This window comes from Streptomyces sp. NPDC004788, assembly GCF_053601115.1.
Genome location: NZ_JBSGBF010000011.1, coordinates 83,903 through 109,966, shown reverse-complemented (window position 1 = coordinate 109,966; position 26,064 = coordinate 83,903). Strand labels below are relative to the sequence as shown.

21 protein-coding genes are annotated in these 26,064 nt (G+C 73.2%); 3 read left to right on the top strand and 18 right to left on the bottom strand.

What is annotated here, in order from left to right:
* Positions 1 to 284 precede the first annotated feature (284 nt).
* The gene (locus tag ACWEJX_RS08160; RefSeq protein ID WP_451606702.1) at positions 285 to 2,597 is read left to right on the top strand and encodes a SpoIIE family protein phosphatase; all 2,313 of its coding nucleotides are present in this window, start codon (positions 285 to 287) and stop codon (positions 2,595 to 2,597) included.
* Here the strand turns inward: ACWEJX_RS08160 and ACWEJX_RS08155 are convergent.
* A complete protein-coding gene (locus tag ACWEJX_RS08155) occupies positions 2,569 to 5,565 on the bottom strand; it encodes a HAMP domain-containing protein (RefSeq protein WP_451606701.1) in 2,997 nt (998 codons plus the stop codon). The genes ACWEJX_RS08160 and ACWEJX_RS08155 overlap by 29 nt on opposite strands.
* A 50-nt stretch (positions 5,566 to 5,615) precedes the next feature.
* The gene (locus ACWEJX_RS08150; RefSeq protein WP_451606700.1) at positions 5,616 to 6,035 is read right to left on the bottom strand and encodes an ATP-binding protein; all 420 of its coding nucleotides are present in this window, start codon (positions 6,033 to 6,035) and stop codon (positions 5,616 to 5,618) included.
* Positions 6,036 to 6,176: 141 nt separating this feature from the next.
* Between ACWEJX_RS08150 and ACWEJX_RS08145 the strand changes: the two genes are divergently transcribed.
* On the top strand, positions 6,177 to 7,067 hold the full coding sequence (locus tag ACWEJX_RS08145) for a SigB/SigF/SigG family RNA polymerase sigma factor (RefSeq protein ID WP_451606699.1): 891 nt from the start codon (positions 6,177 to 6,179) through the stop codon (positions 7,065 to 7,067).
* Here the strand turns inward: ACWEJX_RS08145 and ACWEJX_RS08140 are convergent.
* The 16 genes from ACWEJX_RS08140 to ACWEJX_RS08065 form a co-directional block, all read right to left on the bottom strand.
* Positions 7,003 to 7,491 carry an ATP-binding protein gene (locus tag ACWEJX_RS08140; protein ID WP_451606698.1) on the bottom strand — a complete coding sequence of 163 codons (489 nt, stop codon included), beginning with the start codon at positions 7,489 to 7,491 and terminating at the stop codon, positions 7,003 to 7,005. The genes ACWEJX_RS08145 and ACWEJX_RS08140 overlap by 65 nt on opposite strands.
* Positions 7,488 to 7,892, bottom strand: coding sequence for an STAS domain-containing protein (locus ACWEJX_RS08135; RefSeq protein ID WP_451606697.1), 405 nt, complete (start codon positions 7,890 to 7,892; stop codon positions 7,488 to 7,490). The genes ACWEJX_RS08140 and ACWEJX_RS08135 overlap by 4 nt, the downstream gene beginning before the upstream one ends.
* 154 nt (positions 7,893 to 8,046) lie before the next feature.
* Positions 8,047 to 9,081 carry a questin oxidase family protein gene (locus tag ACWEJX_RS08130; protein ID WP_451606696.1) on the bottom strand — a complete coding sequence of 345 codons (1,035 nt, stop codon included), beginning with the start codon at positions 9,079 to 9,081 and terminating at the stop codon, positions 8,047 to 8,049.
* Positions 9,082 to 9,214: 133 nt separating this feature from the next.
* On the bottom strand, positions 9,215 to 9,997 hold the full coding sequence (locus ACWEJX_RS08125) for a discoidin domain-containing protein (protein ID WP_451606695.1): 783 nt from the start codon (positions 9,995 to 9,997) through the stop codon (positions 9,215 to 9,217).
* A 335-nt stretch (positions 9,998 to 10,332) separates the two neighbouring features.
* On the bottom strand, positions 10,333 to 10,896 hold the full coding sequence (locus ACWEJX_RS08120) for a phage tail protein (protein WP_451606694.1): 564 nt from the start codon (positions 10,894 to 10,896) through the stop codon (positions 10,333 to 10,335).
* 6 nt (positions 10,897 to 10,902) lie between these two features.
* Positions 10,903 to 12,915, bottom strand: a complete 2,013-nt coding sequence (locus ACWEJX_RS08115) for a putative baseplate assembly protein (protein WP_451606693.1) — start codon at positions 12,913 to 12,915, stop codon at positions 10,903 to 10,905.
* The gene (locus ACWEJX_RS08110; protein WP_403789454.1) at positions 12,912 to 13,316 is read right to left on the bottom strand and encodes a GPW/gp25 family protein; all 405 of its coding nucleotides are present in this window, start codon (positions 13,314 to 13,316) and stop codon (positions 12,912 to 12,914) included. Before ACWEJX_RS08110 ends, ACWEJX_RS08115 begins: the two co-directional genes overlap by 4 nt.
* Before the next feature lie 20 nt (positions 13,317 to 13,336).
* Positions 13,337 to 13,624 carry a PAAR domain-containing protein gene (locus tag ACWEJX_RS08105; RefSeq protein WP_451606692.1) on the bottom strand — a complete coding sequence of 96 codons (288 nt, stop codon included), beginning with the start codon at positions 13,622 to 13,624 and terminating at the stop codon, positions 13,337 to 13,339.
* Positions 13,625 to 13,660: 36 nt separating this feature from the next.
* A complete protein-coding gene (locus ACWEJX_RS08100) occupies positions 13,661 to 15,523 on the bottom strand; it encodes a VgrG-related protein (protein WP_451606691.1) in 1,863 nt (620 codons plus the stop codon).
* On the bottom strand, positions 15,523 to 16,323 hold the full coding sequence (locus ACWEJX_RS08095; RefSeq protein ID WP_451606690.1) for a CIS tube protein: 801 nt from the start codon (positions 16,321 to 16,323) through the stop codon (positions 15,523 to 15,525). Before ACWEJX_RS08095 ends, ACWEJX_RS08100 begins: the two co-directional genes overlap by 1 nt.
* 5 nt (positions 16,324 to 16,328) lie before the next feature.
* Entirely contained in the window at positions 16,329 to 16,769 is a 441-nt protein-coding gene (locus ACWEJX_RS08090; RefSeq protein WP_389207363.1) for a phage tail protein, read from the bottom strand.
* A gap of 10 nt (positions 16,770 to 16,779) precedes the next feature.
* Positions 16,780 to 17,901: a hypothetical protein gene (locus ACWEJX_RS08085; RefSeq protein ID WP_451606689.1), complete on the bottom strand. Its 1,122-nt coding sequence runs from the start codon at positions 17,899 to 17,901 to the stop codon at positions 16,780 to 16,782.
* A gap of 1,219 nt (positions 17,902 to 19,120) precedes the next feature.
* Positions 19,121 to 19,264, bottom strand: coding sequence for a DUF6760 family protein (locus ACWEJX_RS08080; protein ID WP_403789459.1), 144 nt, complete (start codon positions 19,262 to 19,264; stop codon positions 19,121 to 19,123).
* Complete coding sequence (locus ACWEJX_RS08075) at positions 19,261 to 19,719, bottom strand: hypothetical protein (RefSeq protein ID WP_451606688.1); 459 nt, start codon at positions 19,717 to 19,719, stop codon at positions 19,261 to 19,263. The genes ACWEJX_RS08080 and ACWEJX_RS08075 overlap by 4 nt, the downstream gene beginning before the upstream one ends.
* Positions 19,719 to 20,162 (bottom strand): phage tail protein, encoded by a 444-nt coding sequence (locus ACWEJX_RS08070; protein WP_451606687.1) that lies wholly within the window; start codon positions 20,160 to 20,162, stop codon positions 19,719 to 19,721. The genes ACWEJX_RS08075 and ACWEJX_RS08070 overlap by 1 nt, the downstream gene beginning before the upstream one ends.
* A gap of 13 nt (positions 20,163 to 20,175) precedes the next feature.
* Positions 20,176 to 21,756, bottom strand: a complete 1,581-nt coding sequence (locus tag ACWEJX_RS08065) for a phage tail sheath subtilisin-like domain-containing protein (protein ID WP_451606686.1) — start codon at positions 21,754 to 21,756, stop codon at positions 20,176 to 20,178.
* Between the two features lie 212 nt (positions 21,757 to 21,968).
* On the opposite strand from ACWEJX_RS08065, the gene ACWEJX_RS08060 reads away from it, so the two are divergent.
* Entirely contained in the window at positions 21,969 to 26,033 is a 4,065-nt protein-coding gene (locus ACWEJX_RS08060) for a hypothetical protein (protein WP_451606685.1), read from the top strand.
* Positions 26,034 to 26,064 lie beyond the last annotated feature (31 nt).

The window sequence follows — 26,064 nt, the reverse complement described above, 5'->3', positions numbered from 1 at the left end:
GAACGGCGCCGCAGCCGCACGCTGAGGGGAGCGGGGGCCGTGCAGGGGGCCGCGTTCGGGACGGCCCCCGCGCGTCGGCGACGCGGTCGTGACGCGCGCGGGCCCAAGGGGCGGAGGCGCCCGCGTGGGCGCCGTCCCGTGGGCCCACCCGTCCCTGGCCCCAGGGCCCCGGCGGGACGATCGCCCACACGGGAGGCGGAGGCGCGAGCGGACCGGCAGGGCGATCGGCCGGACCCGCGGGCGTAGACTCCGAAGGGGTACGAGCGCCCGTTCCGGAGGTCAATGTGACCGGTCCCGTCGGCGTCTTCGCCGGGCTGGCCGCCGAGAACCGGCGGTTGCGGGCCGAGGCCGCCCGGCGGCATCTGATCGATCTTGCGACCGGGGTGCTCGCCGCCCAGCTGGGCCTCTCCACCGTCGACGCGAGCGAGCACCTGACCGCCCTCGCCGGTGCGACCGGGCTCTCGGTCGGCGATCTCGCCGCGGACGTCGTGAACAGTGTCGCGGGGCCCGGCGATCCCCGGGTCACCCCGGTCGAGGAACCGCCCGCCCTCGCCCGCCGGCTGCGCCGTACCGCCGCGGCGGCCGAGGTCGCGGACGACGCGCGGGACGCGGCGCGCACGCTTCTGGAGACCGGGCTCGCGCCGCTCGGCGCCGAGAGTCTGTGGCTGTGGCGCTGCTCCGAGGCCGGGGGCCTGCGGCTCGTCGGGCATGCCGGGGTCGGCGCGACGGAGGCCACGGCCTGGCAGTGGATCCCGCCGGCCGTCCCGGAGCCCTTCCGCGAGGCCCTTGCCGACGGCGCCCCGGCCTGGCTGGAGGCCGGCCCCGAGGGCGGCCTCGACCACGCCCCGCTGCCGGGCACCGCCCGGGCCGTGCTGCCGCTGCGCCGGCGCGGGGCGGCCGTCGGAGTGGCGCTGATCGGCTGGCCCGACTCGGTGCGGTTCGACGCCGGGCTGCGGCGCGCGGTCGGCGGCCTCATGGAGGTGGCGGTGGCGGTGCTCGACCGGCCGGAGCGGGCGGGGGCGGACGTGCCGGTGCTGATGGACGTCCTCGACGCGCTCGCCCACCCGGGCGTGCTCGTGCGGGCCGATCCGATGACCGGGGTGCTGCTCGCGGAGCACGCCAACGAGGCCGCGGCGGCGGCGGTCGGCGGGGCGGTGCCGGCGGACGACCGCTCGCTGGCGCGGCTGTTCCCGCACGCCCACGGCGAGCTGGCCCGGCTGGTGCAGCGGGCCCGCCGCACCCGGCACCCGCAGCACGCCGCCCACCTGCCGCCGGGGCGCGCGCCCGGCCCGCCCGGCCCGCTCCTCGACGTGCGGGTGGTGCCGGCCGGACCCGAACGGGCCGTCGTGGTGTGGCACACCTTGGGCGATCCGGGGATCGCGACCGGCCGGGCCGTGTCCCGGCTGCAGAGCGTCGCGACCTTCCAGGACAGCCTGACCGGCGGCGAGACGGTCTGGTCGGAACAGGCGTACGGCATCTTCGGCATGGCGCGCGACGAGGCGCCGCTGCCGCTGCTCGCGCTGCGCAGCCGGCTCCACCGCGAGGACGGCGACGCGCTCACCGCGCTCCTGCACACGCTCACGGCCCGCCGCTCCGGCGCCCAGACCGTGCTGCGCATCGTGCTGCCCGACGGTTCGGTGCGCCATGTGCGGGTGGCGGCGGAGCCGCTGCTCAAGGGCGACACGGTCACCGGTTTCGTCGGCGTCTACCAGGACGTCTCGGCGACCCGCCGCACCGAGCTCGCCCTCACCGCCACCTTCGACCACCTCACCGCCGTCCGTGACCAGGCCGAGCTCCGGCACCAGCTCGCCCTCCAGCTCCAGCAGGCCATCGTCCCCGAGGCCACCGCCCTGCGCGAGCTGCCCGGCGGTCTCACCGTCGCCGCCCGCTACCGGCCGGCCGCCGAGGAGTACCAGGTCGGCGGCGACTGGTACGACGTGCTGCCGCTGCCCACCGGCAGGGTGCTCGTCGCGGTCGGCGACATCGCCGGGCACGGCATCGACTCCGTCACCGGCATGGTCGCCCTGCGCAACGCCCAGCGCGCCCTCGCCTTCACCGGCCGCCCGCCCGGACAGCTGATGGGCTGGCTCAACGAGGTCACCCTGCGCACCGGCGGCGGTTCCACCGCGACGGCCGTGTGCGGGCTGTACGACCCCGAGGACGGCGAACTCGTCTGGTCCAGCGCCGGCCACCTGCCGCCGCTCCTCGTCCGCGACGGCCGGCCGCGGCTGCTCGAACCGCCGCAGGACATCCTGCTCGGCGCGGTGCCCTCGTACGCGTACGAGGAACAGCACACCGCCCTGCGCCCCGGCGACACCCTGCTGCTCTACACCGACGGCCTGATCGAGCGCCGCCACGACGGTCTCGGGGCCGGGCTCGGGCGGCTCGTCACCGCCGCCGGGCGGCTGGCGGCCGACGGTGGAAGCCTGGACCTGCTCGTGGACGGGCTGCTCGGCACCGCGCTGGGGGACACCGACGACGACACCAGCATCGTCGCGATCCAGGTGCGCGGCCCCGACGAGCGGCCGCCGGGCGGGGAGGACGAGCGGCAGCCGCCCGAGGACCTCGTCAACTCCCCAGGCAGTGACGGACCTTGACCATCAGCTCCGCCTCGTCCACCGGCTTCGCGAGATAGTCGTCCGCGCCCGCCTCCAGGGCCCGCGCCCGGTCGCCCGGCATCGCCTTCGCCGTCACCACGATGACCGGCAGCCCGGTGCGGCCGGGCAGCCGTCGGATCTCCTCGATGGTCTGGTAGCCGTCCATGCCGGCCATCATCACGTCCATCAGGACCAGCCGGACGTCCTCGTGTCCGGTGGTGAGCAGGTCGACGGCCCGCCGGCCGCCGTCGGCGGTGAGTACGCGCAGGCCGTGCGCCTCCAGGACCTGGGTGAGCGCGAAGACGTTGCGTCTGTCGTCGTCGACGACGAGGACGGTGGCGCCGCCGGACCGGTCGAGGACGGGGGCGGGTATCGCGTCGGTGGTCTGCGCCTCCGCCGTGGTCTGCGGCTCCGCCGGTGCCCGCGGCGCCGCCGGCTCCGGCAGGTGGAAGGTGAAGCTGCTGCCCTCGCCCTGCGTGCTCTCCACCTCGATCGTGCCGCCGAGCAGCGTCGCCACCTCCCGGCTGATCGACAGGCCGAGCCCGGTCCCGCCGTACTCGCGGGCGGTCGTCCCGTCGCCCTGCTGGAACGCGTCGAAGATGTGCCGCAGCCGGTCCGGCGCGATGCCGACCCCGGTGTCCGTGACCCGGAACGCGAGCACCGGCCGCCCCTCGCGCAGCGCCGCGTCCCGCAGCGCCGCCGGGATCTCGTCGGGCGGTGTGTGCCCGACGGTCAGGGCGACCCGCCCCCGCTCGGTGAACTTCAGCGCGTTGGAGAGCAGGTTGCGCAGCACCTGTCGCAGCCGCGCCTCGTCGCTGGTCAGGTACGCGGGTACGTCGGGTGCGACGGTCACGGTGAAGTCGAGGCCCCGCTCGTCGGCGACCGGTCCGAAGGTCGTCTCCAGGTACTCCAGGAGCTGCGACAGCGCGAACGGTTCGCGCCGCACCTCCATCTTGCCCGCCTCCACCTTGGACAGGTCCAGGATGTCGTTGATGAGCTGGAGCAGGTCGGAGCCGGCCGAGTGGATGACCTCCGCGTAGTCGATCTGCTTCTCCGTCAGGTTGCCCTCCGCGTTCTGGGAGAGCAGCCGGGCCAGGATCAGCAGGCTGTTGAGCGGGGTGCGCAGCTCGTGGCTCATGTTGGCGAGGAACTCGGACTTGTACATCGAGGCGCGCGACAACTGCTGTGCGCGGGCCTCCAGTTCCTGCCGGGCCTGCTCGATGACCCGGTTCTTCGACTCGATGTCCTTGTTCCGCTCGGCGAGCAGCGCCGCCTTCTCCTGCAACTCGGCGTTGGACCGCTGGAGTTCCTGCTGTCTCGCCTGCAACTCCTGGGTGCGGGAGCGTAGTTCGTCGGCGAGGCTGCGGGACTGGGCGAGCAGTTCGTCGGTGCGCAGATTGGCCACCAGGGAGCTGAGCGCGGCCCCGGCGCTCGCCACGAAGCGGTCGAGGAAGTCGCGCTGGAGCGCGCCGAAGGGGCGCAGGGAGGCGAGTTCGACGGCGCCGAGCAGCTGGTCCTCGACCACGATCGGCAGCACGACGAGCGCGGCGGGCTCGGCGGCTCCGATGGCCGAGGACACCGTGGCGTACCCCTCGGGCACCGGGTCGACGAGCAGAGTGCGGCGGTCCCGGGCGGCCTGCCCGACCAGGCCCTCGCCGAGCCGGTAGCGGCGCCTGCGGCCGGACCGGGCGGTGTCCGCGTCGACGACCGGCAGCCCGTACGCGGCGGCCATGGCGAGCACCGGGCCCGACGCCTCGGCATCCTCCCGCTCGCCACCGGCCTCGTGCTCCTCGACGACGAAGAAGGCGCCGTACTGCGCCGAGACCAGCGGCGGCACCTCCGCCATGATCAGCTCGGCGATCTCGTCGAGCCCGCGGGTGCCCTGCAGCAGCGCCGTGATCCGGGCGACATTGGTCTTCAGCCAGTCCTGCTCCTCGTTGGCCCGGGTCGTCTCCCGGAGCGACTCGACCATGGCGTTGATGTTGTCGCGCAGCTCGCCAACCTCGCCGGGCGCCTCCACGGTGATCGAGCGGGTCAGATCGCCCTCGGCGACCGCGCTGGTCACCTCGGCGATGGCCCGCACCTGCCGGGTCAGGTTCCCGGCGAGCCCGTTGACGTTCTCGGTGAGCCGCATCCAGGTGCCGGAGACGCCCTCCACCTCGGCCTGACCGCCCAGCTTGCCCTCCGTGCCCACCTCGCGGGCCACCCGGGTCACCTCGGCGGCGAACGACGACAGCTGGTCGACCATCGTGTTGATGGTGGTCTTGAGCTCCAGGATCTCGCCGCGCGCCGACACGTCGATCCGGCTGGTCAGATCGCCCTGCGCCACCGCCGTGGTGACCTGGGCGATGTTGCGGACCTGGTTGGTCAGGTTGTCCGCCATCGAGTTCACGTTGTCGGTGAGGTCCTTCCAGGTGCCCGACACCCCGCGCACCCGGGCCTGGCCGCCCAGCTTGCCCTCGGTGCCGACCTCGCGGGCCACCCGGGTGACCTCCTCGGCGAAGGAGGACAGCCGGTCGACCATCGTGTTGATGGTCTCCTTCAGCTCCAGGATCTCGCCGCGCGCGTCCACCCGGATCTTCTGCGTGAGGTCGCCGCGGGCGACCGCGGTGGCGACCTGCGCGATCGAGCGCACCTGCGAGGTCAGGTTGTCCGCCATCGTGTTCACGCCGGTGGTGAGCTCCTGCCACACCCCGCGCGCCCGTGGCTCGTGCACCCGCCCGCCCAGCAGACCCTGCCCGCCGACCTCGCCGGCCACCCGGGTGACCTCGGAGGTGAGCAGCGTGAGCCGGTCGACCATGTCGTTGTAGACGGTCGCGATCTCGGCCGGGAGTCCGTTCGCGCCCTCCGGCAGCCGGACCGACAGATCCCCGTCCCGTACGGCGGTGAGCCCCGCGAGCAGGCGCCGCAGCGCGTCCGGGCCGGGCGGCGGAGCCCCGGGGTCGGGGGGTGGCGTGCGTTCTGTCATGAAGGACCTCGTGGGCAGGACCTCGCAGGGGGTCTCCCTTCCCGTCCACTCTAGGACCGGCCCGTTCGGGCGGCCTGCGGGAGTATCTCCATCTCGAACCACACCGTCTTGCCCTCGCGGCCCCTGGGCACCGAGCCCCACTGGCCGGCGAGCCGCTCCAGGAGATAGAGCCCGTGCCCGGAGGGGCGGTCGGCCCGGTGCGGGCCCCGCGGCCGGGGCTGGCGCGGGCTGGTGTCGCTCACCTGCACCCACAGCGCCCGCGCGGAGCGGTCGAGCCGCAGCTCGTACGGGACGCCGCCGTGCCTGCGGGCGTTGGCGACCAGCTCGGACACGAGCAGCAGGGCGTCCGCCACGGGCTCCCGGTCCGGCGCGCCGGCGGCCCCGAACCAGGCGCGCAGGGCCCGTCGGGTGTGGGCGCGGCATTCCGCGACGACTCCGGGCCCGTCCGTCAGGTCGTAGCGCAGGGTCATAGGCGGCGGCTTTCCGCCTGCTGGTGGGGTAAACCGCATGATGTCCAGACAAATCGAACGAATCAGTGTCAAAGAGGGCGGGGCGGGAATGCTTCTACCAGGACGTTCCTCACGGGACGCTCGCACCGTCGAAGGAGCGATATGGCTACCGCGACGGTCGGCCAGGACGCGTCCACACGGCGCGCCGCGCTGGCCGGCCTCCCCGAGATCGACCGCCCGACCCGGGTGTCCACGGACGACGCGCAGACGCTGTCCGCCGCGCTCCTCACCAGGCTGCGGGAGCTGGAGCCGGGTACGCCCGAGCACGCGTACGTACGCAACACGCTCGTGGAGCTCAACCTCAGCCTCGTCCGCTTCGCCGCCCGGCGCTTCCGGCACCGGCCCGAGGACATCGAGGACATCGTCCAGGTCGGCACGATCGGCCTGATCAAGGCCATCGACCGGTTCGCGCCGGAGCGGGGCATCGAGTTCTCCGCGTTCGCGCTGCCGACGGTCGTCGGCGAGATGAAACGATTCTTCCGGGACACCAGCTGGGCCGTACGGGTGCCACGCCGGCTCCAGGAGCTCCGCATCGACCTCGCCAGGACAGCCGACGCCCTGGAACAGCGCCTCGGCCACCGTCCGACCCGCGCCGAACTCGCCGAGCACCTGCAGGTGAGCGAGGCCGAGGTCGCCGAGGGCGAACTCGCCGCCCGCGGCTACACCGCCCGCTCCCTGGAGGGCGCCCTCGACGAGGACAGCGAGACCCCGCGCACCTATCTGCGGCTGCTCGCCGCCCCGGACTCCTCGTACGAGCTGATAGAGAACCTCGCCTCGCTGCGGCCGCTCATCGCCCGGCTCGGCGAGCGCGACCGGCGCATCCTCTCGCTGCGCTTCGGCGAGGAGCTCACCCAGGCGGAGATCGGCGAACGCCTCGGCCTCTCCCAGATGCACATCTCCCGGCTGCTCGCCCGGATCCTGGACGAACTCAAGGCCGGACTCCTGGAGGACCGTGCGGCGGTACGCGCCACGGCGGCGGCGTCGGACGGCTGACCTCCAGCCACACCACCTTCCCCGGCGCGCCGTTCGCCTTGTCCACCCACCCCCAGGCCCCCGCCAGCCGGTCGAGCACCATCAGACCGTGACCGCCCGGGAGCCCGGGGGAGCGTGGTGCGTGCGCGTGCGGATGCTCCGGGCTGGGGTCGGACACCTCCACCCGCAGCCGCCCCTCGGCACCCGAATGGCGGAGCACCAGTTCCTCGGGCCCGCCCGCGTGCAGACACGCGTTCGTCACCACCTCCGACACGAGGAGGAGCACGTCCTCCGCCCGCTCCCACCCCTCCGGCGTCGCCGCGGGCAGCCAGCCCCACTCGGCGAGCGCCGCTGCCGTGAAGTCCCTGCACCGCGTCACCGCCCCGCCCGTGCCTTCCAGGACCAGCCGTCTGACCTGGTCCTCGGCGGGCCGGGGCGTCGTCATGACCCCTCCGCCGCGGACGCGTCGGCGAGCGCGGCGGCGGTGTTCTCGTACACCCGGAACACCGACCGCGCCCCCGTGATCTCGAACATCCGGTCCACCGGCGGCCCGAGCCCCGCCAGGTCGAGCCGCCCGCCCGCGTCCAGCAGCCGCAACCGGGCCCTGAGCAGCATGTTCAGGCCGGTCGAGTCGCAGAACCGCAGCTCCGCACAGTCGACCACGACCCTCCGCGTCCCGCTCTGCCCCGCCAGGGCCTCCTTCAGCGGCGCCGCCGTGTCGTGGTCCAGCTCCCCCGTCAGCGCGAGCACCACGGTCCGCCCGTCCGGCCCGCCCTCTTCCCGCGGCGGATCGAGCACCCGTACCGCCAGCCGCCCCGCGTAGCCGTCGTCGGCCATGGCTCCCATGGGCAGGGCCTCCCTTCGTCCCTCCGCGTCCCCTCTGCAGGTATCCCCATCGTCGGCCGAAGGCGGGGACGGCGCGATCCTGGAATGGTGCTGCCTTTCGGGCGGTTGCCCCGTACCGAGCCGCTTATGCGACGGACAGCCCCGTGAGGCACCCCTATTTCAGCGGGTCGCTGAGTTCGATAGCGCGCAGGGCCGCCGCGAGGGCCTGTTCGTCGCCGACGTCGAGGGCCGTGTCCGTGAGCTTGATGACGTGCTCGTCGCCGTGGGCGAGGGCGCGGGCGAAGACCTCTTCGGGGGTGAGGGAGCCAGGCGGGGTGGGGGTGACGGCGGTGGTGGGGGCGTACATGGCGGTGACGGCGGCCGAGGCGGTCCACGCGGCGGCGAGGCTCGGGGCCCAGAGGGCGCGGGGGAGGGCGGGGAGGGTGCGGAGGACCGCGTTGGGGGCCGTGGCGGCGTGGACCAGCATGGTCTCCTCGCCGTGGCCGTGGGTGGCGTAGCGGTGGGTCGCGGCCCGGACGAGTTCGGTGAGGTGCTCGTACGCCGCGTCCGGGCCGGTCACCGACGGCGCCCACACCGGGAGGCGGCGGACCCGGGCCAGCCGGTCGGGGAAGCCGCCGGTCTGCTCGGCGACGAGCGGCACCGCGTCGAGGGCGTCGGCCGCGCGGACGGCGCCGGGGAGCGGCGTGATGCCGGTGACGGGGCGGTGGCGGGCGGCCCAGTAGCCGAGACCGTGCGCGAGTTCGGCGAGGCGCGGCGCGGTGGGGTCGGCAGGCCCGGCGGCCAGCAGGGTGCGGACGGCGTGGCCGACGCGGATCACCGGGTGCGTCGAGCCGCCGTACATGCCGGGCAGCAGCCGCGGCCACCACTCGGCGAGCACGTCGCGCCAGGGCCGGTCGGCGAGTTCGCGCCCGAAGTGGGCGATCCAGTCGGCGGCACGGCGCGGATCGCCCAGCGCCGCCCGCCAGTTGGCGGCCGTGACCGGTTCGACGGCGGACGGGAAGTCCTCCAGGCGCGGCGCGTACAGGTCCAGCCAGCGGTGCACCGCCCGCGCCTGCCCGTGCGAGGCGAGCGCCTCGACGGCCATCGGGGCGTGGTTGGTGAGCCGGCCGAGCCGCTCGGGGCCGTGTGCGTGGAGTCGCTGGAGGGCTTCGTCGAGCGTTCCGGTGGTGTCCGATCCTGTCGTCGTCATGACCGCGACCGTACGAGAGGGCCCCGGGCGCGCGGAACGGGCGGAGGGCCTAGGTCCGGCGTCCGGGGCGCCCGGGGGCCGGCCTAGGTCCCCGGGCCGCTGAGAATCGAACCGCTCGTGTCGCTCGCACCGGTCAGCCGCGGTGGCCGTAGAACTCGACCTCGGCCACCGCCAGTCGGTGCCCGTGGCCCGTCCCGTACCAGCTCTCCGGGGTGATCCGGACCTTCGTGACCTTCGAGCCGCGCAGGTCGAAGGTCTGCTGGCCAGGCTCGTCGCCGAGGGTCACCTCGTGGGTCGACGTGTCGCCGTCCGCCGTGACCAGTTCCACGCGGAGACGGGCCGGGCGGGCCTGGGTCAGGAACTCGTCCTTCTTCGCCGACGCGCCCCCGAACACCAGGAGCTTGGTCATCTTGACGCCCGGCGCCCCGAACTCCGCCTCCAGGGTCGCACCGGGCCGCTCCGGGGCCCAGTAGCGGTTGTTGAAGCCGTCGAAGGCCGCGCTCGCGGGATGGTCCTTCAGCGCGCTGGACGCCCGGACGGTCGTGGGCACCAGCGACTCCGGCGTGCCCGTCTCGTCCCGGGCCAGGCCCAGCAGGCTCCGGACGTGCGGCAGGCCGAACCAGACGGCGCAGGCCAGGGCCAGCAGCGTCAGCGGCAGCGCGACCCGCGGCCGGCGCCAGGCCGGTCGCGGGCGGGTCCCCGCGACCGGCGCCTGCCGGGGCCTGCGGCGCAGCAGCCGGCGCCACCACGGCGGCCGGGGCGCGGGCGGCGGCCCAGGGTCGAGGAGCAGCGCACACCGCACGCAGAGCGTGCGGCCGGCCGCGTTCTCCGTGCCGCAGTTGGGGCACCGCACGGTCGCCGCCGGGGGCGGTACGGGATCGGGCCGGCGCTCCGGCTCCGGCGGCGGGCCCGGCACGTCGGGCCCGGTCTCCTCGCCGGGCCGCCGGAGCCCGGCCTCGGCCGCCGGAGGAGTGCCGGTCGCAGGGGGCCGGGTCGAACGGGGTTCGGCCGGACGGGCCTCCGCCCGTGGCGGTACGGCCGGCCGCGGGGGTACGGGCGGAGGCGGGGATACGGGAGGGGGCGCGGGCGTCCGGCGTACGGGCTCCGGCGGCGCGGCCTGCTCCTGGCGCCCCCCGGCCCCGGCCCCGCTGTCGTCCCCGTCCCCGTCCCAGTCCAGGAACGCGCCGCACGAGGCACAGAACGGCGTCCCCGCCGCGTTCCGCTGCCCGCACGTCGGGCACACCATCCCGCTCATCTCGCACCCCCGGCGGGCGGTTCGAGCAGCTCCAGCGTGAACCCGACGTGCGCCGGGATCTCCGCCCGGATCAGCTCCTCCAGGCGCGCCCGGCTCACCCGCCCCTGGTCCGGCACGGTCAGCCGGACCGTCACCCAGGGCCGCCGGGCCCCCGGCAGGGCGGTGCCCGGAGTGGTGGACCAGATCGTGCCGCCGCTCTCCGTGATCTCCGGCTCCGCACCGCCCGTCTGCACGCGCAGCGCCTCCGCGAGCCCGGGCAGCGTCCCGCGCGCCCGGTGCCGGGCCACCGCGCCGCGCACCGCGGCCCGCCGCCGCTCCACCGGAGCGGCGTGCGGGTCGGGTTCGACGGCGACCCAGGACGCCAGCCACTCCAGGAAGTCCTCCGGCGCGGTGCGCGGATCGAGGTGCGCCGGCAGGTTGTCGAGGCTGAGCAGCACCGGGGCGAGGACGTCGTCGAGCGCCGCCAGGAACCGGGCCAGGAAGTCGTGCTCCAGATAGACCGCGGGCAGCAGGTCCATCAGCGGGTGCGGGCTCGGGAGCCCGGGGACGGCAGTACGCACGGCGGTTCAGACCTCCCGGACTCTCAGCTGGTGCTCGTACGAGAAGACGAGGGCGTGCCGGTCGAGCGCGATCCGCCCGTCCGGCACCTCGGTGCGCTGCCCGGTCAGCGGGTCGGCGCGGTAGAGCCGCACGTCGTCGACCAGGTCGACGCCCGGGACCCGCTGGAGTACCGCGTGCGCCTCGCCCGTCTGCACCGGCCGCCCGAACGGCCATCCCTCGCCGGACGGCCCGCCGGTCAGCGGGTTGAAGTAGCCGTTGAGCGCGGTCAGGGCCGCCTCCCGGACCCGCTCGGGGGCGGCGCCGCGGCTCGCCTGCACGGTCGCGACGAAGGTCACGCCCTGGTAGTACGGCGGCTCGACGACCAGGCGCGCCCCGATCGGCCGGCGGGCGTCCAGGTGCTGCGCGATGCGTTCCAGGGTGCGCGGCGGCGGGATCAGCTCGTCGAACGCGATTCTCCCGTGCGCGTCGCCGCGTCCCGACGGCACGAGGAGCAGCCGCACCCCGGCCTCGCCGTCCTCGGGGACGCAGTGCACCCGGGCCGCGTCCGGCGCGACCTCGCGGGCGAGCAGTTCGTAATCCCTCGGTACGACGGCCCGTTGGAGCGTACGGAGGGTCAGCGGGCCTCTGATCCGGGCGCTCTCCACGCTCTCGCCGTCGACGCCGCCGACGGCCGGGCGCCGGTTCTCCACCCGCGCCACCAGCGGCACCGTGCCGCGCAGCACGCGCAGCGTGGAGCGGGCCACGTTGCCGCGCACACCGCCGCCCGTACGGTACGAACGGACCTGCACCAAAGAGCCCTTGGCCGGCACGGCACCGAAGTGCCGTACGGAGCCGTCGCGTTCGCGGACGGCCGGGCCGAACTCGACGCGCCCCGTGCCCTCGTCGAGCGTGAAGTGGCGGTCCTCCGGACCGGAATGGGCGAAGTCGTCGACGCGGGTCCACGGCGCGGCGGGCGCGGCGCCCGCGTCGAGGGCTTCGGGCTCGGTGACCTCCAGGGCGAACTCGCCCGGCACGACGGGCGGCCGGGCGACCGTGAACGCCTGCCCCGCCACGCCCTCCGCCGTGCCCAGGATCTCGTCGGTGATCCGCTCGGCGTGCTCGGCGCCGACGGTCGCCCCGATGGTGAAGGCCGTGATGCCCCGGACCACCGGCGGCGCCACGTACGTCGGCTGGTCCGGAGCCGCCTCGACGAGCCGGCAGCGCAGCCAGCCGCCGGTGCGCCGGACGACGCTCGCCGGGGTGTGCGTCGCGGGCAGGTGCAGGATCAGCTCGCCGGCCCGGTTGAAGCCGCCCGTGTCGTCCTTCTCCACCTCGCAGGCCGCCCAGCGCCGCCCGTCCCACGCCTCCCACACCAGCGGCGGGCGCAGCGGGTCGACGCCCACGCCGTGCACGGAGCAGTCCAGCCGAAGGACCACGACGCCGGCCGGGACGGCCGCCGACAGGCCGAGGTACAGCGCGTCGCCGGGAACGGGGGAGGGCGAGAAGCAGGGCACCTCGCGGCCGAGCGCCAGCTCCTCGGTGCGGTCCACGGCCGTGCGGTCGGCGGCGTCGCCCGCACGGGGATCGGGGCGGGCCGCCCCGGATCCGGTCGCGGCAGCAGGCCAGGTCGCGAGCGCCGCGTACCCGCACGGCACGATCGTGAGGTCCCGGGTGGTGGTGAAGACGACCGCCGGCTCGGTCTCGGTGCGGACCGTCGCCACCTCCGTACCGGCCCGGACGACCACCGGCTCGGGCTGCGGCGCCGAGAGCCGGAACGTCACGTCCGTGCCGGCGGCCGTCGGCGGGTGCAGCCGCACGCCGATGAGGTCGAGAAAGGTCAGATAGCTCTTCTCCGGCACCCGGTTCACCCGGTAGACGAGCTGGTCGACCATGGTCGCGAACGCCTCGATCAGCGTGACCCCGGGATCCGACACGTTGTGGTCGGTCCACTCCGGGCAGCGCCGCTGGACGTGCCGCTTGGCCTCGTCCACCAGGCCCTGGAAGCGCCGGTCGTCCAGGTTCGGGCTCGGCAGCGTCATCCGCGGTCCTCCTCCGGGATCACATAGAACGGGAAGACGAGGTTCCGGGGGTCGTTGGCGCCGCGCACCGTGTAGCCGATGTCGATGTAGAGCACCCCGTTGTCGGCCTCGTCGAAGCGGACCGCGACCTCGGTCACCTCGATCCGCGGCTCCCACCGCTCCAGGGCGAGCCGCACCTCGTAGGCGAGCTGCCCGGCCGTACCGGCGTCGGCCGGCGCGAACACGTAGTCGTTGACGGCGCAGCCGAACTCGGGCCGCATCGGGCGCTCCCCGGGCGAGGTCGCCAGGATCAGCCGGATCGACTCCTCCAGCTCGCGCTCACCCCGTACGAGGGCGATCGAACCGGTCGCGTCGGTGCGCGGCGGGAACGCCCAGCCCGCGCCGATGAACTCCTGTCCCATCCCGGAACCCCCAGCCTTCCTCAGCCGCCGATCAGGACCGTCGGGCACCCGCTCACCACGGGCGCGCCGCAGCCCGCCAGGTCGCCGACCCGGGCCGCCGGCGCGCCGCCGATCAGCACGCTGGTGCTGCCGGGACCGGCGACGGCGGACGGCGGGTGCGGGGGCGGGCCGGGGAAGGAGCAGACGTGCGGGGTGCCGACCGTGGCGGCGGGCGCGCCGCCGATGAGCACGGTCGGCACTCCCGGCGGGCCGATCACCCCGGGATGACCGGTGGGGTCGCCGACCCGTGCGGCGGGTCCTGGTGCCATGACCGTTCTCGCTTCCTGTCCTCGATTGATGGAGCGTCAATTGATCTTCACGAGAGCAGCGTTGAGGGAGAGCGACATCCCGCCCTTCACCTCCGTGCGCTGCGTGCCGTCGACCGAGACCGACATCCCGTGCACGTCCACCGCGCCGGCCGACGACACCTCGACCTTGCCCGTCCCGCCGTCGACCTTCACGCCACCCGAACGGGCCGTCAGGGACACGCTCTCGCCCTTGAGTTCGACCGCGCCGCTCTCCGCGTCGAGGGTCACGCCGCCCTTCGCCGTCACCTGCACCTTGTCCTTCGCGGTGATCTTCACGCTGCCGTCGCTGCTGACGGCGATCGTCGTGCCCGTGCGGTCCAGGTCGATGGTGAGCTTGCCGTCGCCGGTCGTCAGGCGCACGCCCTTCGGGCCGTTCGCGGTGTCGAGCAGTTCGAGCCGGTTGCCCTCGCGCGAGGTCAGCGCCTTGCGCTCGACCGCCCCCGAGGTCTTGTCCACCGGGCTGCTCCGCTGCGGCCGGTCCTTCCCGTTGTAGAGCCCGGCCAGGACGTACGGACGGTCGAGCCGCCCGTGCTCGAAGCCGACCACCACCTCGTCGCCGACCTCCGGGATCAGCGGCTCGCCGCCGCTGGTGCCCGCGGCCTGCGCCGTGCGCGCCCAGTCGCTCGCGTACTCGTCCGACAGCCACGGGAAGCGCACCTTCACCCGGCCCGAGCCGTCCGGGTCCTGGGTGTCGGTCACGGTCGCGTTCACCAGCCCGGCCGTGCCGGGCGCCGTCCCCGAGCCGGAGCTCCGGCCCGGGCCGCCGCCGGTCAGTCCGAACAGCGACCGCTCCTGCTGGCCGGAGACCGTCAGCCAGGTCTCGTACCCGCGGTGCGGATCGAAGACGTGCCGGGAGGACGTGACCGTGTACCGGCCCTCGAACGGCGCCCCGACCGCGTTCAACGCCACCGCCGCGCCCGCCCGCACCTCCGGGTTCCCCCGGATCACCGCCTCCAGCTCGGCGAACGACCCCGCGATCCGCTCCGCCAGCGCCTTCGCCGCCCGGTCGACCCGCTCCTGCGTGCCGTACCCGCCGTCCGTGACCACGTGCCGCGCCGACCCGAACGGCCGCGTCACCTGCGCCGCCGTCACCCCGAGCTTCAGCGTCGACGAGTTCCCCGCCGGCGCCCGCCCCACCAGGGCCCGCTTGCCGGTCACGTCCCAGCCGCGCACCTCCACCTCGGACACCTGCTCGGCCGCCGACACCGACGCCCGGCAGCGCAGCAGGTTCGCCCCCAGCTCCAGGACCAGCGGCTCGCGCTCGGCGCGGGCGGACGCGTCGGGCGCACCGGTCGCCTCGGTGGGCTTCACGATGTGCAGCTGCCCTTCCCGTACGTACGCCTGGGCGCCCGCCTCCTCCGCGAGCGCGCGCACGAACTCCCAGTCGCTCACGTTGGGCTGGGCCACATGGTCGAGCACCGGACCGGCCACGTCCATCGTGCCCGTCTTCAGCCCGGCCCGCCGGGCCACCTGGGCGCAGATGTCGGACAGCGTCATGTTCTGGTAGCTCGCCACCCGCACCCCGCGCAGCAGCCGGTACGTCTCGTCGAGACCGCGGACGACGGTGAACGTGCCCGAGTCGTCCAGCTCCAGTTCGAGCGCCGTCACCACCCCGGTCAGCAGCGGCCGCGGCGCCCCGCCGCCCCCGCCGCGGGCCGAGAGGCGCGCTTCCGCGCCGACCTCGATCCCCGCCTGCTTGAGCAGCGTCCGGTCCGGGTCGCGGAAACGCAGCACGAACAGGTCGGGCAGCGTCCGGCTGTCGTCGACGTACCCCTCCACGAGCTGGTTCGCGAGCCGCGCGGGCAGCGGCGTGCCCCCGAACTCCACCACCAGCGCCGACGCGACCCCCTGCCCCGCCATCAGCGCTCCCTCCCCGAGTCGCTTTCCTGCTCCTGGAGGCGGCCCAGCTCGTCGAGGGCCGGAAGCAACAACTGCCGCCCCGTCGCGAGCCGCAGCGGGTCGTCGATGCCGTTCGCCTCCGCGATCACCCGCCAGGCCGCCGGATTCCCGTACTCCCGCTGCGCGAGCGACGGCAGCGAGTCCCCGGCCGCCACCCGGTGGGTACGACGCGCCGCGAGCGCGCCCGAGGTCGGGTTCTGCCCCGGCGTCTCCCCGCTGATCTCCTCGACCGTCACCTGGCAGACGGCCCGGATCGGCACCCCGGACGTCGTGAACAGCGTGTACTTCGCCTGCACCTGGCTGACATAGCCGGGAAAGCCGGTGAGCCCGCCCCAGTGGAACACCACCCAGGGCGGTGAGGAGCGCTGCTGCTGGCGGCTCTCGCTCGTCGGCACACAGCACGCGAAGAGCTGCTCCACCGCCGTCACCACGCGGGTGTCCTGCGTGTCGGCCGCGTCGAAGAACATCTCCACCGTCAACTTGCTGGGCTGCGGCCCCTGGTACTCGGGCGGGCCCGCGCTCTTCGCGCCCTTCGCCGGCGTCCGCTTCCAGGCCGCCGCCTTGGTGAGGCTCAACTCCTTGGGATTGAACTGGAACTCGATCCGGCCGCACGGCGCACCCGGCGTCAGACCGCCGCCCGTCGGCGGCGTGCGCAGCTCCAGGTACGCGTGTTCCAGCTTCGGCCGCGCGGAGCCGGCCGCCCGGCCGGCCGAGGCCACCCCGGCGGTGCCGGCCGCGCTGAAGGCGATGGGTGCGCTCATCGGGCTCAGCCCTCCATCACATAGCCGTGGTGGGCGATCTCGATCGTCTCGATCGCCACCTTGGGCGACTCCGGGGAGAAGGACGGCCCCGTCCAGCGCACCGGCACCACCTCAAGGAGGCCCCACCGGGCGACCTTCCGGCCGTCCCCGGTCCTGGCCTCGATGTGCGCGGTCTTGCGGGTGAAGCCGGTGGTCATGCTCGCGAACCAGCGGGCCACCTTCTCGGTCTCCCGGGTGAGCGGCCGGGACAGCTTCACGTTCGAGTACTTGAGGCGGGTGGGCAGTTGCCACACGTGCCCGTTGTTGCCGCCCTCCTCGCGCGTCTCCAGGACGACCTCGCAGCCGAGGCCCTCACAGGTGTTGAAGGAACCGAGCTCGATCTCGTCGATGGTGACGACGAAGCAGACGCTGACGGCGGGGTCGTCGCCGCGGTCGGGAGTGGTCATGACCGTTACGTCACCTCTTCTCGATCAGAAAGCCGGCCCGCTCGCGCTCCAGGCGCAGATCGGCCTTGAGGAGGCGGGCGAGCGGGGGGTAGAGCGCGCGGACGAACTCGTCGGTGACGGGCGGGGTCTGCTGGTGGGCCGGGGAGCCGTGACCGGGTCCCCCGGCGGGCGCCGCCGTCGAGGCTGTCGTCTCCGCCGTGGCTGCGGCGGCGGGTGCGGGCTCCTCCGGCGCGGGTGCCGGTGGGGGCGCGGGCTCCGGCGGCGGGGGCGGAGGTTCCTCGGTGGCGGTCTCGCGCTGGACGGGGAGGCGGTGCACGAGGGGGACGTCGGTGTACGAGGGGAGGGTCGGCGTCGGAGCCGACACCGGACCCGGGGCCGCGCCGGGCTGCGTGAACACCACGCTCCCGTCGGCCATCCGCTGCGCGACCCCGGCGGCGACCGCCACGGCGCCGGCGTCGAACACGGGCGCCCGGCCGGGCACGGCCAGGCGGGAGACCGGGAGGGGCGCGGGGAGGGGAGTCGGTGGGTATGCGGGCGGGGGAGCGGGCAGCGGAGAGGCCGAGGGCAGGGGGCCGGGGGCCGGCGTGCGGGACGGCGCGGTCTGCGGTGCGGTGCTCCGTTGTACGTGCGCGGGGCGGGGGCCGGCCTGGGGCGCGGTGTGCCGCGCGGTGCGCTGCACGGCTGCGGGGCCGCCGTCCGCCGTCACCCAGCGCACGGGCACGGCGGTGGGTTCGGCCACGGGCAGCGGGGAGGTGGCGGGCGCCGACGGGTCGGCCGCGGTGCGCTGGACCGGGGCTGCCGGTGGACTGCTCTCGACGGTACGGAGGGTCAGCGGGCGCTCGCCGAGGAGCGGGGCCACGGGGCCGGGGTCCGGGTCGGGGCCGGAGTCGGGGGAGGGGTGGTGGACCTCGGAGACCGGGGTTTCCGAGACGGTCTGGAGGTCCTGCGCCGACTGGATGTCCTGGATGTCCCGTGTGGGCTGGACGGTCTGGAGGTCCTGCGCCGGCTCGACCTGGGCCGGGGCCTGGGGCGGAGGCGGGGCTTCGGTTCGTTGCACCGGCGGCGCGAGCGGCGCCGTCTCCGGGGCGGCCGGAAGCTGGATCGGCATCGGCATCGGCATCGGCATCGGCATCGGCACCGGCGTGGGCACCGGCATCGGACTCGGGGCCGGGCCTTCGGCTGACGGGGACGCGGGAGCGGCCTCGCTCCGGACCGTGGGCGGCAGCGCGGGGAGCGGCGCGCCGAGCCCGGGAGTCCGCTGGACCGGCCGCACCGGCGGTGACGGCCGCGCTGCTTCGGCGCGGGCGGTCGGCGGAAGCCCGGGCAGGGGTGCGCCGAGTCCCGGCGTGCGCTGAACGGACGGCACGGAAGGAGGCGTGCCGGGCGCGTTCGCCGCGGGCGTCGACCGCTGGACCTCAGGCAGCGAGGACGTGCCGGCCTCTGGAGCGGACGGCTGCGCGGGCGGCTGCGCAGGCGGCTCGACGAGGGGCTCCCGCTCGCCGAGGAGGCTCCGTACCGGCGGTTCGTCCTGCTGCGGGGCCTCGGGCGGCGGAGCGTCCGCCTCCGCACGTACCTCAGGAGTCGTTTCGGTCTCGGCGTCCGAGCGCTGGACGACCGGCTCGGGAGCCGCAGGGGCGCTTCCTCGCCGCTCCACTGCCGAGGGCGGCTGGGGCGGCTGGGGCGGCGGGGCGCTCTCCGCCGCTCGCTGGACGACACCGGGCGTCGCCGCCGACTGCGGCAAGCCCTCACCCCGTACGGGCGTCAGCGGCACGGCAGTGGGCGGCGCCGCATCCAACGGCGGTACCACTGACCGCTGCACCACCGTTCGCGGCCCCGACGCGCCAGGCGCGCCATCTGCTCGTACCGAAGCACCCGGAGAAGCACTGGGAGAAGCACCCGGAGACGCCGAAGCGGCCGAGGCGGCCTCGGGAGGCTCCGTCGCCGGCTGCCGCGTCAGTTGCGCTGTCACGGCCGACGGCCCCGGCCCGCTGAACCCCCGTACCGGCGTCGTGACCCCGTGCACCACCCCGCTGGGTGCCTCCGCGCTGACCGCGTGCCCCAGCGGGGCCGTGAACGCCGTCGGCTGCCGGGTGGGCAGGGCGGCCTCGAAGGCGGTCGGGTCGGTGACGAGGGACGGCGCCGTCAACGTACGCTGGAGCGGCGGGAGTTCGGGGATGTCGAAGCGGTCCTCGCGGGGTGCGGCGGCCGGTTCCGGCGGCGGCGCTGCCGCGTCGCTCCGACGTGACCGATCCCCGCTTCCGCTTCCGCCTCCGCTTCCGCCTCCGCTTCCGCCTCCGCTTCCGCCTCCGCGCAGCCAGGACAACAGACCCATCGGTGCCCTTACCTCCCCCTCATCCTCCGTTGAGGCGGGCCACTTGGGCGACGAACCTCAGACGTTCCGGGTGCTCCAGGTCGAGGAGCTGATCGAGCGGCCAGTGGAAGTGGTAGGCGAGGTACGCGACCTCCTCGTACAGGCGGTCGGCCGCGTACGTCACGATTCCCCCAGGCGGCCACCGGCGAGGTCCACCGCGAACTCCTCCTGACACGACGGGCAGGTCACGGCGGCCCGGGTGTGGCCCTCGGCGTTGATGCGCCGGTAGAAGTCCTGGAGGAAGGCCAGGTCCGAGGCGAACAGGTCCTCGATGACGCCCGGGTGGATGTCGTCGACCGTGCCGATCCTGGTCACGACGCGGGAGATGAGGACCACCGACAGATAGGCGGAGTTCTCCCGGACCCGGTCGTCGCGCAGCGGTACGAGTTCGTCGCGGGCGGTCGCCAGGCGCATCACGCCGTCCCGGTGCACGGTGCCCGCGTCGTCGACGTACCCGCGCGGCAGCCGGAAGGCGAACTCGGTCCGCATGCCGCCGCCTTCGGCCTCGCCTTCGGAGCTTCCGAAGGAGGGGGCCGGAGCGGCGGCGCGCGGCGGTGCGCTCGGCGCCGTACGACGCATCACTCGACTTCCATGCTCTCGTACGTGATCACCAGCTTCTCGGTGAGGACCGAGGTGTCGCCGGCCTTGAGGGTGCCGATCTCCAGGGACTTCGGCCAGGCGTTGATGAGCTTGTAGCGCTTGATCGGGATGCCCTCGTAGTCGTACACGATGATGGCGCCGTGGCGGCGGGCGCCGGTCATCTTGCCGAAGCGGGACTCCTTGACCCAGCTTTCGAAGCTGTTGTCCTCGGTGAGGCCGCGGCTGACCGTGACCTCGCCCGCCTTGGGGCGGCCGGGCAGCTTCTTGATGGCGTACTTGCCGTCGGCGGTGTTCTGCTTCAGCTCGATGACGTCCTGCTCCATCTTCAGACCACTGACCTCGGTGATCTGCTTGATGACGACGCTGTCGAACTCCAGGCCGAAGGAATGACCGACTGAACTGTCCAGATCGGGAAGGGGCACGGCGTACTACTCCTCACTCGTCGACGGCACCAGAGCCGCTGGTCAGCTGGGAGAGGCGGAAGACGACGAACTCGGCGGGCTTGACCGGTGCCACACCGATCTCGCAGATGACCTGGCCCAGGTCCACGCTCTCCGGCGGGTTCGTCTCGCGGTCGCACTTGACGTAGAACGCCTCGTCCGGGGTGAGGCCGAACAGGGCTCCCTTGCGCCACTCGTTGACGAGGAACGCCGCCACCGTCCGGCGGATCCGGGCCCACAGCGCGTCGTCGTTGGGCTCGAAGACGACCCACTGGGTGCCGGCGAGGATCGACTCCTCCAGGTAGTTGAAGAGCCGGCGGACGTTGAGGTAGCGCCAGGCCGGGTCGGAGGCGAGCGTCCGGGCGCCCCAGACGCGGATGCCGCGGCCGGGGAAGGCGCGGATGCAGTTGAGGCCGACCGGGTTGAGCCGGTCGTGCTCGCCCTTGGTGAGCTGGGTCGCGAGGGCGACGGCTTCGCGGACCACCTCGTTCGCCGGGGCCTTGTGCACGCCGCGCTGGCTGTCGTTGCGGGCCCAGACACCGGCGATGTGGCCGCTCGGCGGGACGAGCGAGATCCGGCCCGACGAGGGGTCGGCCACCCCGATCCACGGGTAGTAGAGCGTCGCGTACTTGGAGTCGTAGTTCGCCCGCTCGGTGCGCCAGGTGTGGATCTCCTGGGGGCTGAGGCCGGGCGGCGGGTCGAGCACCGCGACCCGGTCGCCCATCAGCTCGCAGTGGGTGATCAGGCTCTGCTGGACGGCGATCACCCCGTCGAGGTCGATGAGCCCGCGCTCGTACGCGCTCATCAGGTCCGGCACGGCCACCATCGTGACGTCCTCGACCGCCTCAAGGCCGCCGATGCCGGAGCGGCGGTCGGCGTCGCCCACGTACACGTCGGGCGTCAGAGCCCCGGTCGGCACCGCCACCGGTGCGCCCGCGGGCGCGGGCACGGCGAGGGTGACGGTCTGGGCCGCGGGGCGGGCGGGGGCGGCGCCGGTGCCGGGCTCGGCGATCTCGATGAGCGCGGAGCCGGCGTTGACGCGGGTGACGACGTTCTCCTTGCTGCGCTTGGTGGTGACCGACGGGTACGTCTCGACCACCTCGTCGTCCCGCCGCACGATCAGCCGGAACGCGTCCGAGGGCGGGTCGTCGCCCTCGACGTCCGCGATCTCGACGCTGATCCGGCCGGTGACGCCGGGGCGGGCGGTGATGGCGTACGGGCCGACGGTGACGGCGGCGGGCTGCCCGGCCACGGTCGCGGTGGGCTCCTGGCCGGCAACGGCACCGGCACCGGCACCGGCACTGGCCCCGGTCCCGTCTTCGATGCGTACGACGTAGCAGATCCCGCCGCCGTTGGCGAAGAAGCCGTAGACGGAGCGGGCCAGGTACGTTCCTTCGACGAAGCCACCGAAACGGCTCACGAACTGGGTCCAGTTCGTGATCAGGGTCGGCTCGTCGAACGGCCCCTTCTCCGCGAAGCCGACGAAGGCGGCGACCGAAGTGCCCACCCCTTCGATGGGCCGGGACCCCGATTCGACCTCTTCGACGTAGACGCCGGGGGACAGGTACGACGGCATACGGCGCGCTCCCTCCTGGAATGACGGCCATTCTTGTGACGCGGACGATCACCGGGAACGGAGGGAGGGCCGCCGGGCGGGCATCGAGGACTGCCCGATCGTGCAAGGCGCCGGGTCCGGTCGTCCGCACGCACGGCCTGGGTACGGGGCGGCCGGCCCCGGCACGCTGACGACACCGCGTACGCCGTCAGCACGGGCCTCCGGGAGGACGGATGAAGGAAGTCCCGGAGAAGAAGCCCTCGACGCAGCAGTCCTCGACGCAGCATCCCTCGACGCAGCAGTCCTCGACGCAGCGTCCGGAGCGCGGGTCGGCGCCGCCCGGCGATTCGGGCGTACGCAGCCTCCAACGACTCCAGGGTGCGGCGGGCAACGCGGCCGTGGCCCGGCTCGTGGCGCAGCGGTACACCGCCCCGGTGAAGACGCCGCCGTCGGCCGCGCCCGGCTTCCGCCGGGTCGGCGCCGACGTGGCCGCCAAGAAGCGGACGCTGGCCGCCCACGCGCCCGCCGCCACGGAGTCGAAGTCGGCGCAGGACGCGGCGGTGGCGCCCCCGGACGACAAGGAGGCGCAGGGCAAGGCCGCGAACGCGGAGAAGATGAACGCGGCCAAGCCGGGGGAGTTCAACAAGGCGGCGTTCATCGAGGCCGTGAACAAGGCCATCGACGCGCAGGCGCCGAAGAACCTCGACGAGGCGGACAAGTTCTCGTCCTCGGGGAAGGCCGAGAAGGTCAAGGGCGAGGTCGACGGGAAGGTCAAGGACGGCAAGAGCGCCTCCGCCAAGGACATCGAGACGACGACGAAGGCCCCGCCGGACACCTCCGCGGCGAAGGACAAGCCGGTCACCCCGATGGTCCCGGACCGGCCGCCCGCCAACCCGGGTGCGCCGAGCGCGGCCGACGCGGTGCCGGAGAAACAGCCCGCCGCCGTGACGGACTTCTCGCAGGGCCCGGCCGAGAACGACAAGGCGATGGCCGACGCAGAGGTCACGGAGGAGCAGCTCGCCAAGGGCAACGAGCCGGAGTTCGACCAGGCCCTGAAGGCGAAGAAGACGGCGGAGGCCGATTCCGCGCAGGCGCCGGGGAAGGCCCGCGCGGGCGAGCAGGCGCATCTCTCCACCGCGAAGGCCGGCGCGGCGGCGGCCGGCGCCCAGGCCATGAACGCGCTCACCGCGACCCGGGCGGCGGCCGGGAAGGCCGTCGACGGCGGCAAGGGCGACACCAAGTCGAAGGACGAGCGGAAGCGCGCCGAGGTCACGGGGAAGCTCCAGAAGGTCTTCGACGCGACGAAGAAGGACGTCGAGGCGACGCTGACGGGCCTCGACAAGAAGGTCGACGACGCCTTCACGGCCGGGGAGAAGGCGGCGCGGGACGCGTTCACCGCGGACCACAAGGCGCGGATGAAGAAGTACAAGGACAAGCGCTATTCGGGGCTGATGGGCAAGGCCCGGTGGGTGAAGGACAAGTTCGCCGGGATGCCGAAGGAGGCGAACGACCTCTACCAGGAGGCCCGCAAGCTGTACGTGTCCAAGATGCAGGCGGTCATCTCCTCGGTGGCCGACCTGATCGGGGCCGAACTGGGCCGCGCGAAGGCGAGGATCGCGCAGGGCCGGGCGGAGCTGAAGGCGGAGGTGGACAAACTCCCCTCGGACCTGAGGCAGTTCGGTGAGGAGGCGGCGAAGGACTTCGCCGGCAAGTTCGACGACCTCGAGTCGTCCGTGAACGAGAAGTCTCAGCAACTGGTCCAGGACCTCGCGAACAAGTACACGGCGGCGCTGAACGCGGTCGACGAGGAGATCAAGAAGCTCCAGGAGGCCAACAAGGGGCTGATCGACAAGGCGAAGGACGCGATCGTCGGCGTCATCAAGACCATCAACGAGCTGAAGAACCTGCTGCTCGGGATCCTCGCGAAGGCCGCCTCGGCCATCATGAAGATCATCAAGGACCCGATCGGCTTCCTGGGAAACCTGGTGCGGGCGGTCGGCGCCGGCCTCCATCTCTTCATCACCAACATCGCCGACCACCTGAAGAAGGGCCTGGTCTCCTGGCTCCTCGGCACCGCGGTCAAGGCCGGCCTCACCCTCCCGGAACGCTTCGACCTCCGGGGCATCATCTCCCTGATCACCTCCCTCCTGGGCCTGACCTGGGCCAACCTCCGCACCCGCATCACCAGCAAGGGCGTCCCCGACCAGGCCCTCACCGCCGTCGAGTCCTCCCTCCCGATCGCCCAGGCCCTGGCCAAGGAGGGCCCGGCGGGCGCGGTCAAGGAGATCGAGGCGGAGGTCGGCGACCTCAAGTCCACGATCCTCTCGAAGCTGACCGAATACCTGATCCCCACGGTCATCGTCGCGGGCATCACCTGGATCCTCTCCCTCCTCAACCCCGCCTCGGCCTTCGTCCGCGCGGTCAAGGGCATCATCGACATCGTCTCGTTCGTGGTGAACCAGGGCGCCCAAATCGCCGCGTTCGTGAACTCGGTCCTGGACGCGGTCATCGAAATCGCGAACGGCGGCGCGGCGGGCGTCCCGAAGATGGTCGAAACCGCCCTCGCCGGCAGCATCCCCGTCCTGATCGGCTTCCTGGCTTCACTGCTGGGCATCGGCAACCTGGCGAACAAGGTGAAGTCGGTGTTCCAGGCGGTGGCGAAGCCGGTGAACAGGGCGATCGACAAGCTGGTCGACTTCATCGTGCGGAAGGGCAAGGCGCTCTGGCAGAAGCTGAAGGCGAAGGTCCGCGGCGGCGACGACTCGCCGGCCGGGAAGCAGCAGCGTCTGGACAAGGCGCTCCAGGCGGGCGCCGCGGCGGTGAACAGGTTCGCAGGTCGCGCGGTGGCCGGCAGCGTGCTGAGGCCTCTGCTCGGTGGGATCCGGGCGAGGTACGGCCTGCGGGTGCTGGAGCCGGTCGAGACCGGAGGCAAATGGGCCGTCCGAGGCAAGGTGAATCCGGAGGGCACGGTGCCGACGAATGCCGTGGCCGGTCACGACGACTACGCGAAGAACAAGAAGGATGACCGAGAAGGTCAGGGCACTGATGAAAAGACCCGGGAATACGTGAAGGACATCCCGGTGCAGCTTCCTCCCTACGGGGAGAAGCTCTCCGTCGACATATCCGACCGCTGGTGGAGTTCATACCTCCAGGGCACGAATGCGTGGGACAGCAAAGGGGCGTTGGGGAAGTTCAGCGATTCGGCTGTCCGTTACCTCGGTACGGCGGAGGCGCAGAACAGTCTCAAGGGGTATTTCGATCCGGCCAGGAACGGTGGCACGAAGCGCCGGGAGGGGCCGTCAGCTGGAACGTTCAAACACTATGCGCTGCATGACCTCTCGCCGAAGCCGCCGCATTCGGTCCGGCAGAAGTTTTATGACGTACTCGGTGAATCGGCGGTTGCGGAACTCAAGAAGAACGCCAAGGAAGAGATCAAGCAAGGTGGTCTGAAGGAGAAACTCGCCAAGCTCAGTTTCCGTTACAACAGCCAGTTCGGATCCTTCTCGTCCCTGCCTACCCCCACGCGGGAGGTCGACCCTCAGCTCAAGGATGCGGCAGGCGGCAGGGTGGTCGAGTTCCTGAAGGACATGGCATCGCGGCAGGAGTCCAAGGGGCTGACATTCGCGCGGTTGAAGGAGCTGTGGGACGAGAAGGGGCAAGGCGAGAATCCGCACAGGAAGTGGCTCAAGGCCGAGTTCCGCGGGGACGGCAAGCTCCATGAGTGGATCCCGACGAACCAGATGGTGAAGATCGTCGAAACGGCGATATCGCAAGGCTCGACCAAGAAGTCCGTGGGATGGGTCGTGCTGCAGGACGCTTTGCGCTCGTTCACCACTGACGTCATCTGGGAGATCCGGCTCACGGACGACCTGACCGAGGTAGGACGCTACGACCTGGATGCCCATGTCGGCGCCTTCGCCAACGACGAAGGCAACCCGATATTCAACGGTAGGGACATGAAGTGGCACGAGTCGCTGCGTGACTACTTCACCGACTTCCTCAAGAAGAGTCCCGACGGAGGGCCCCTGGAGTACCTGGCGATGCTCAGGGGTCTCCTCGAGTCCGGGAAGCTCATGTGGAAAGCGGATGATGCGTCAAGGTTTAGCAGCAAGCAACTCAAGCTTGAGGTGCGTGCCACCTACAAATCCGTGCACCACCGGGCTACGGTGACCGACGAGGCGATCCGTACGAAGCCTCTGACGGTGGAGGAGCTGATAGGCGATCAGCAGCGCGCATACGAACGCGTCAGGGAGAACTTCCTGGAAGCAGAGGCAACGGTGAGGGCAGCCATCCGCTGAGCGGACGGCTGGCGCGGAGCGAGCGAGAGAC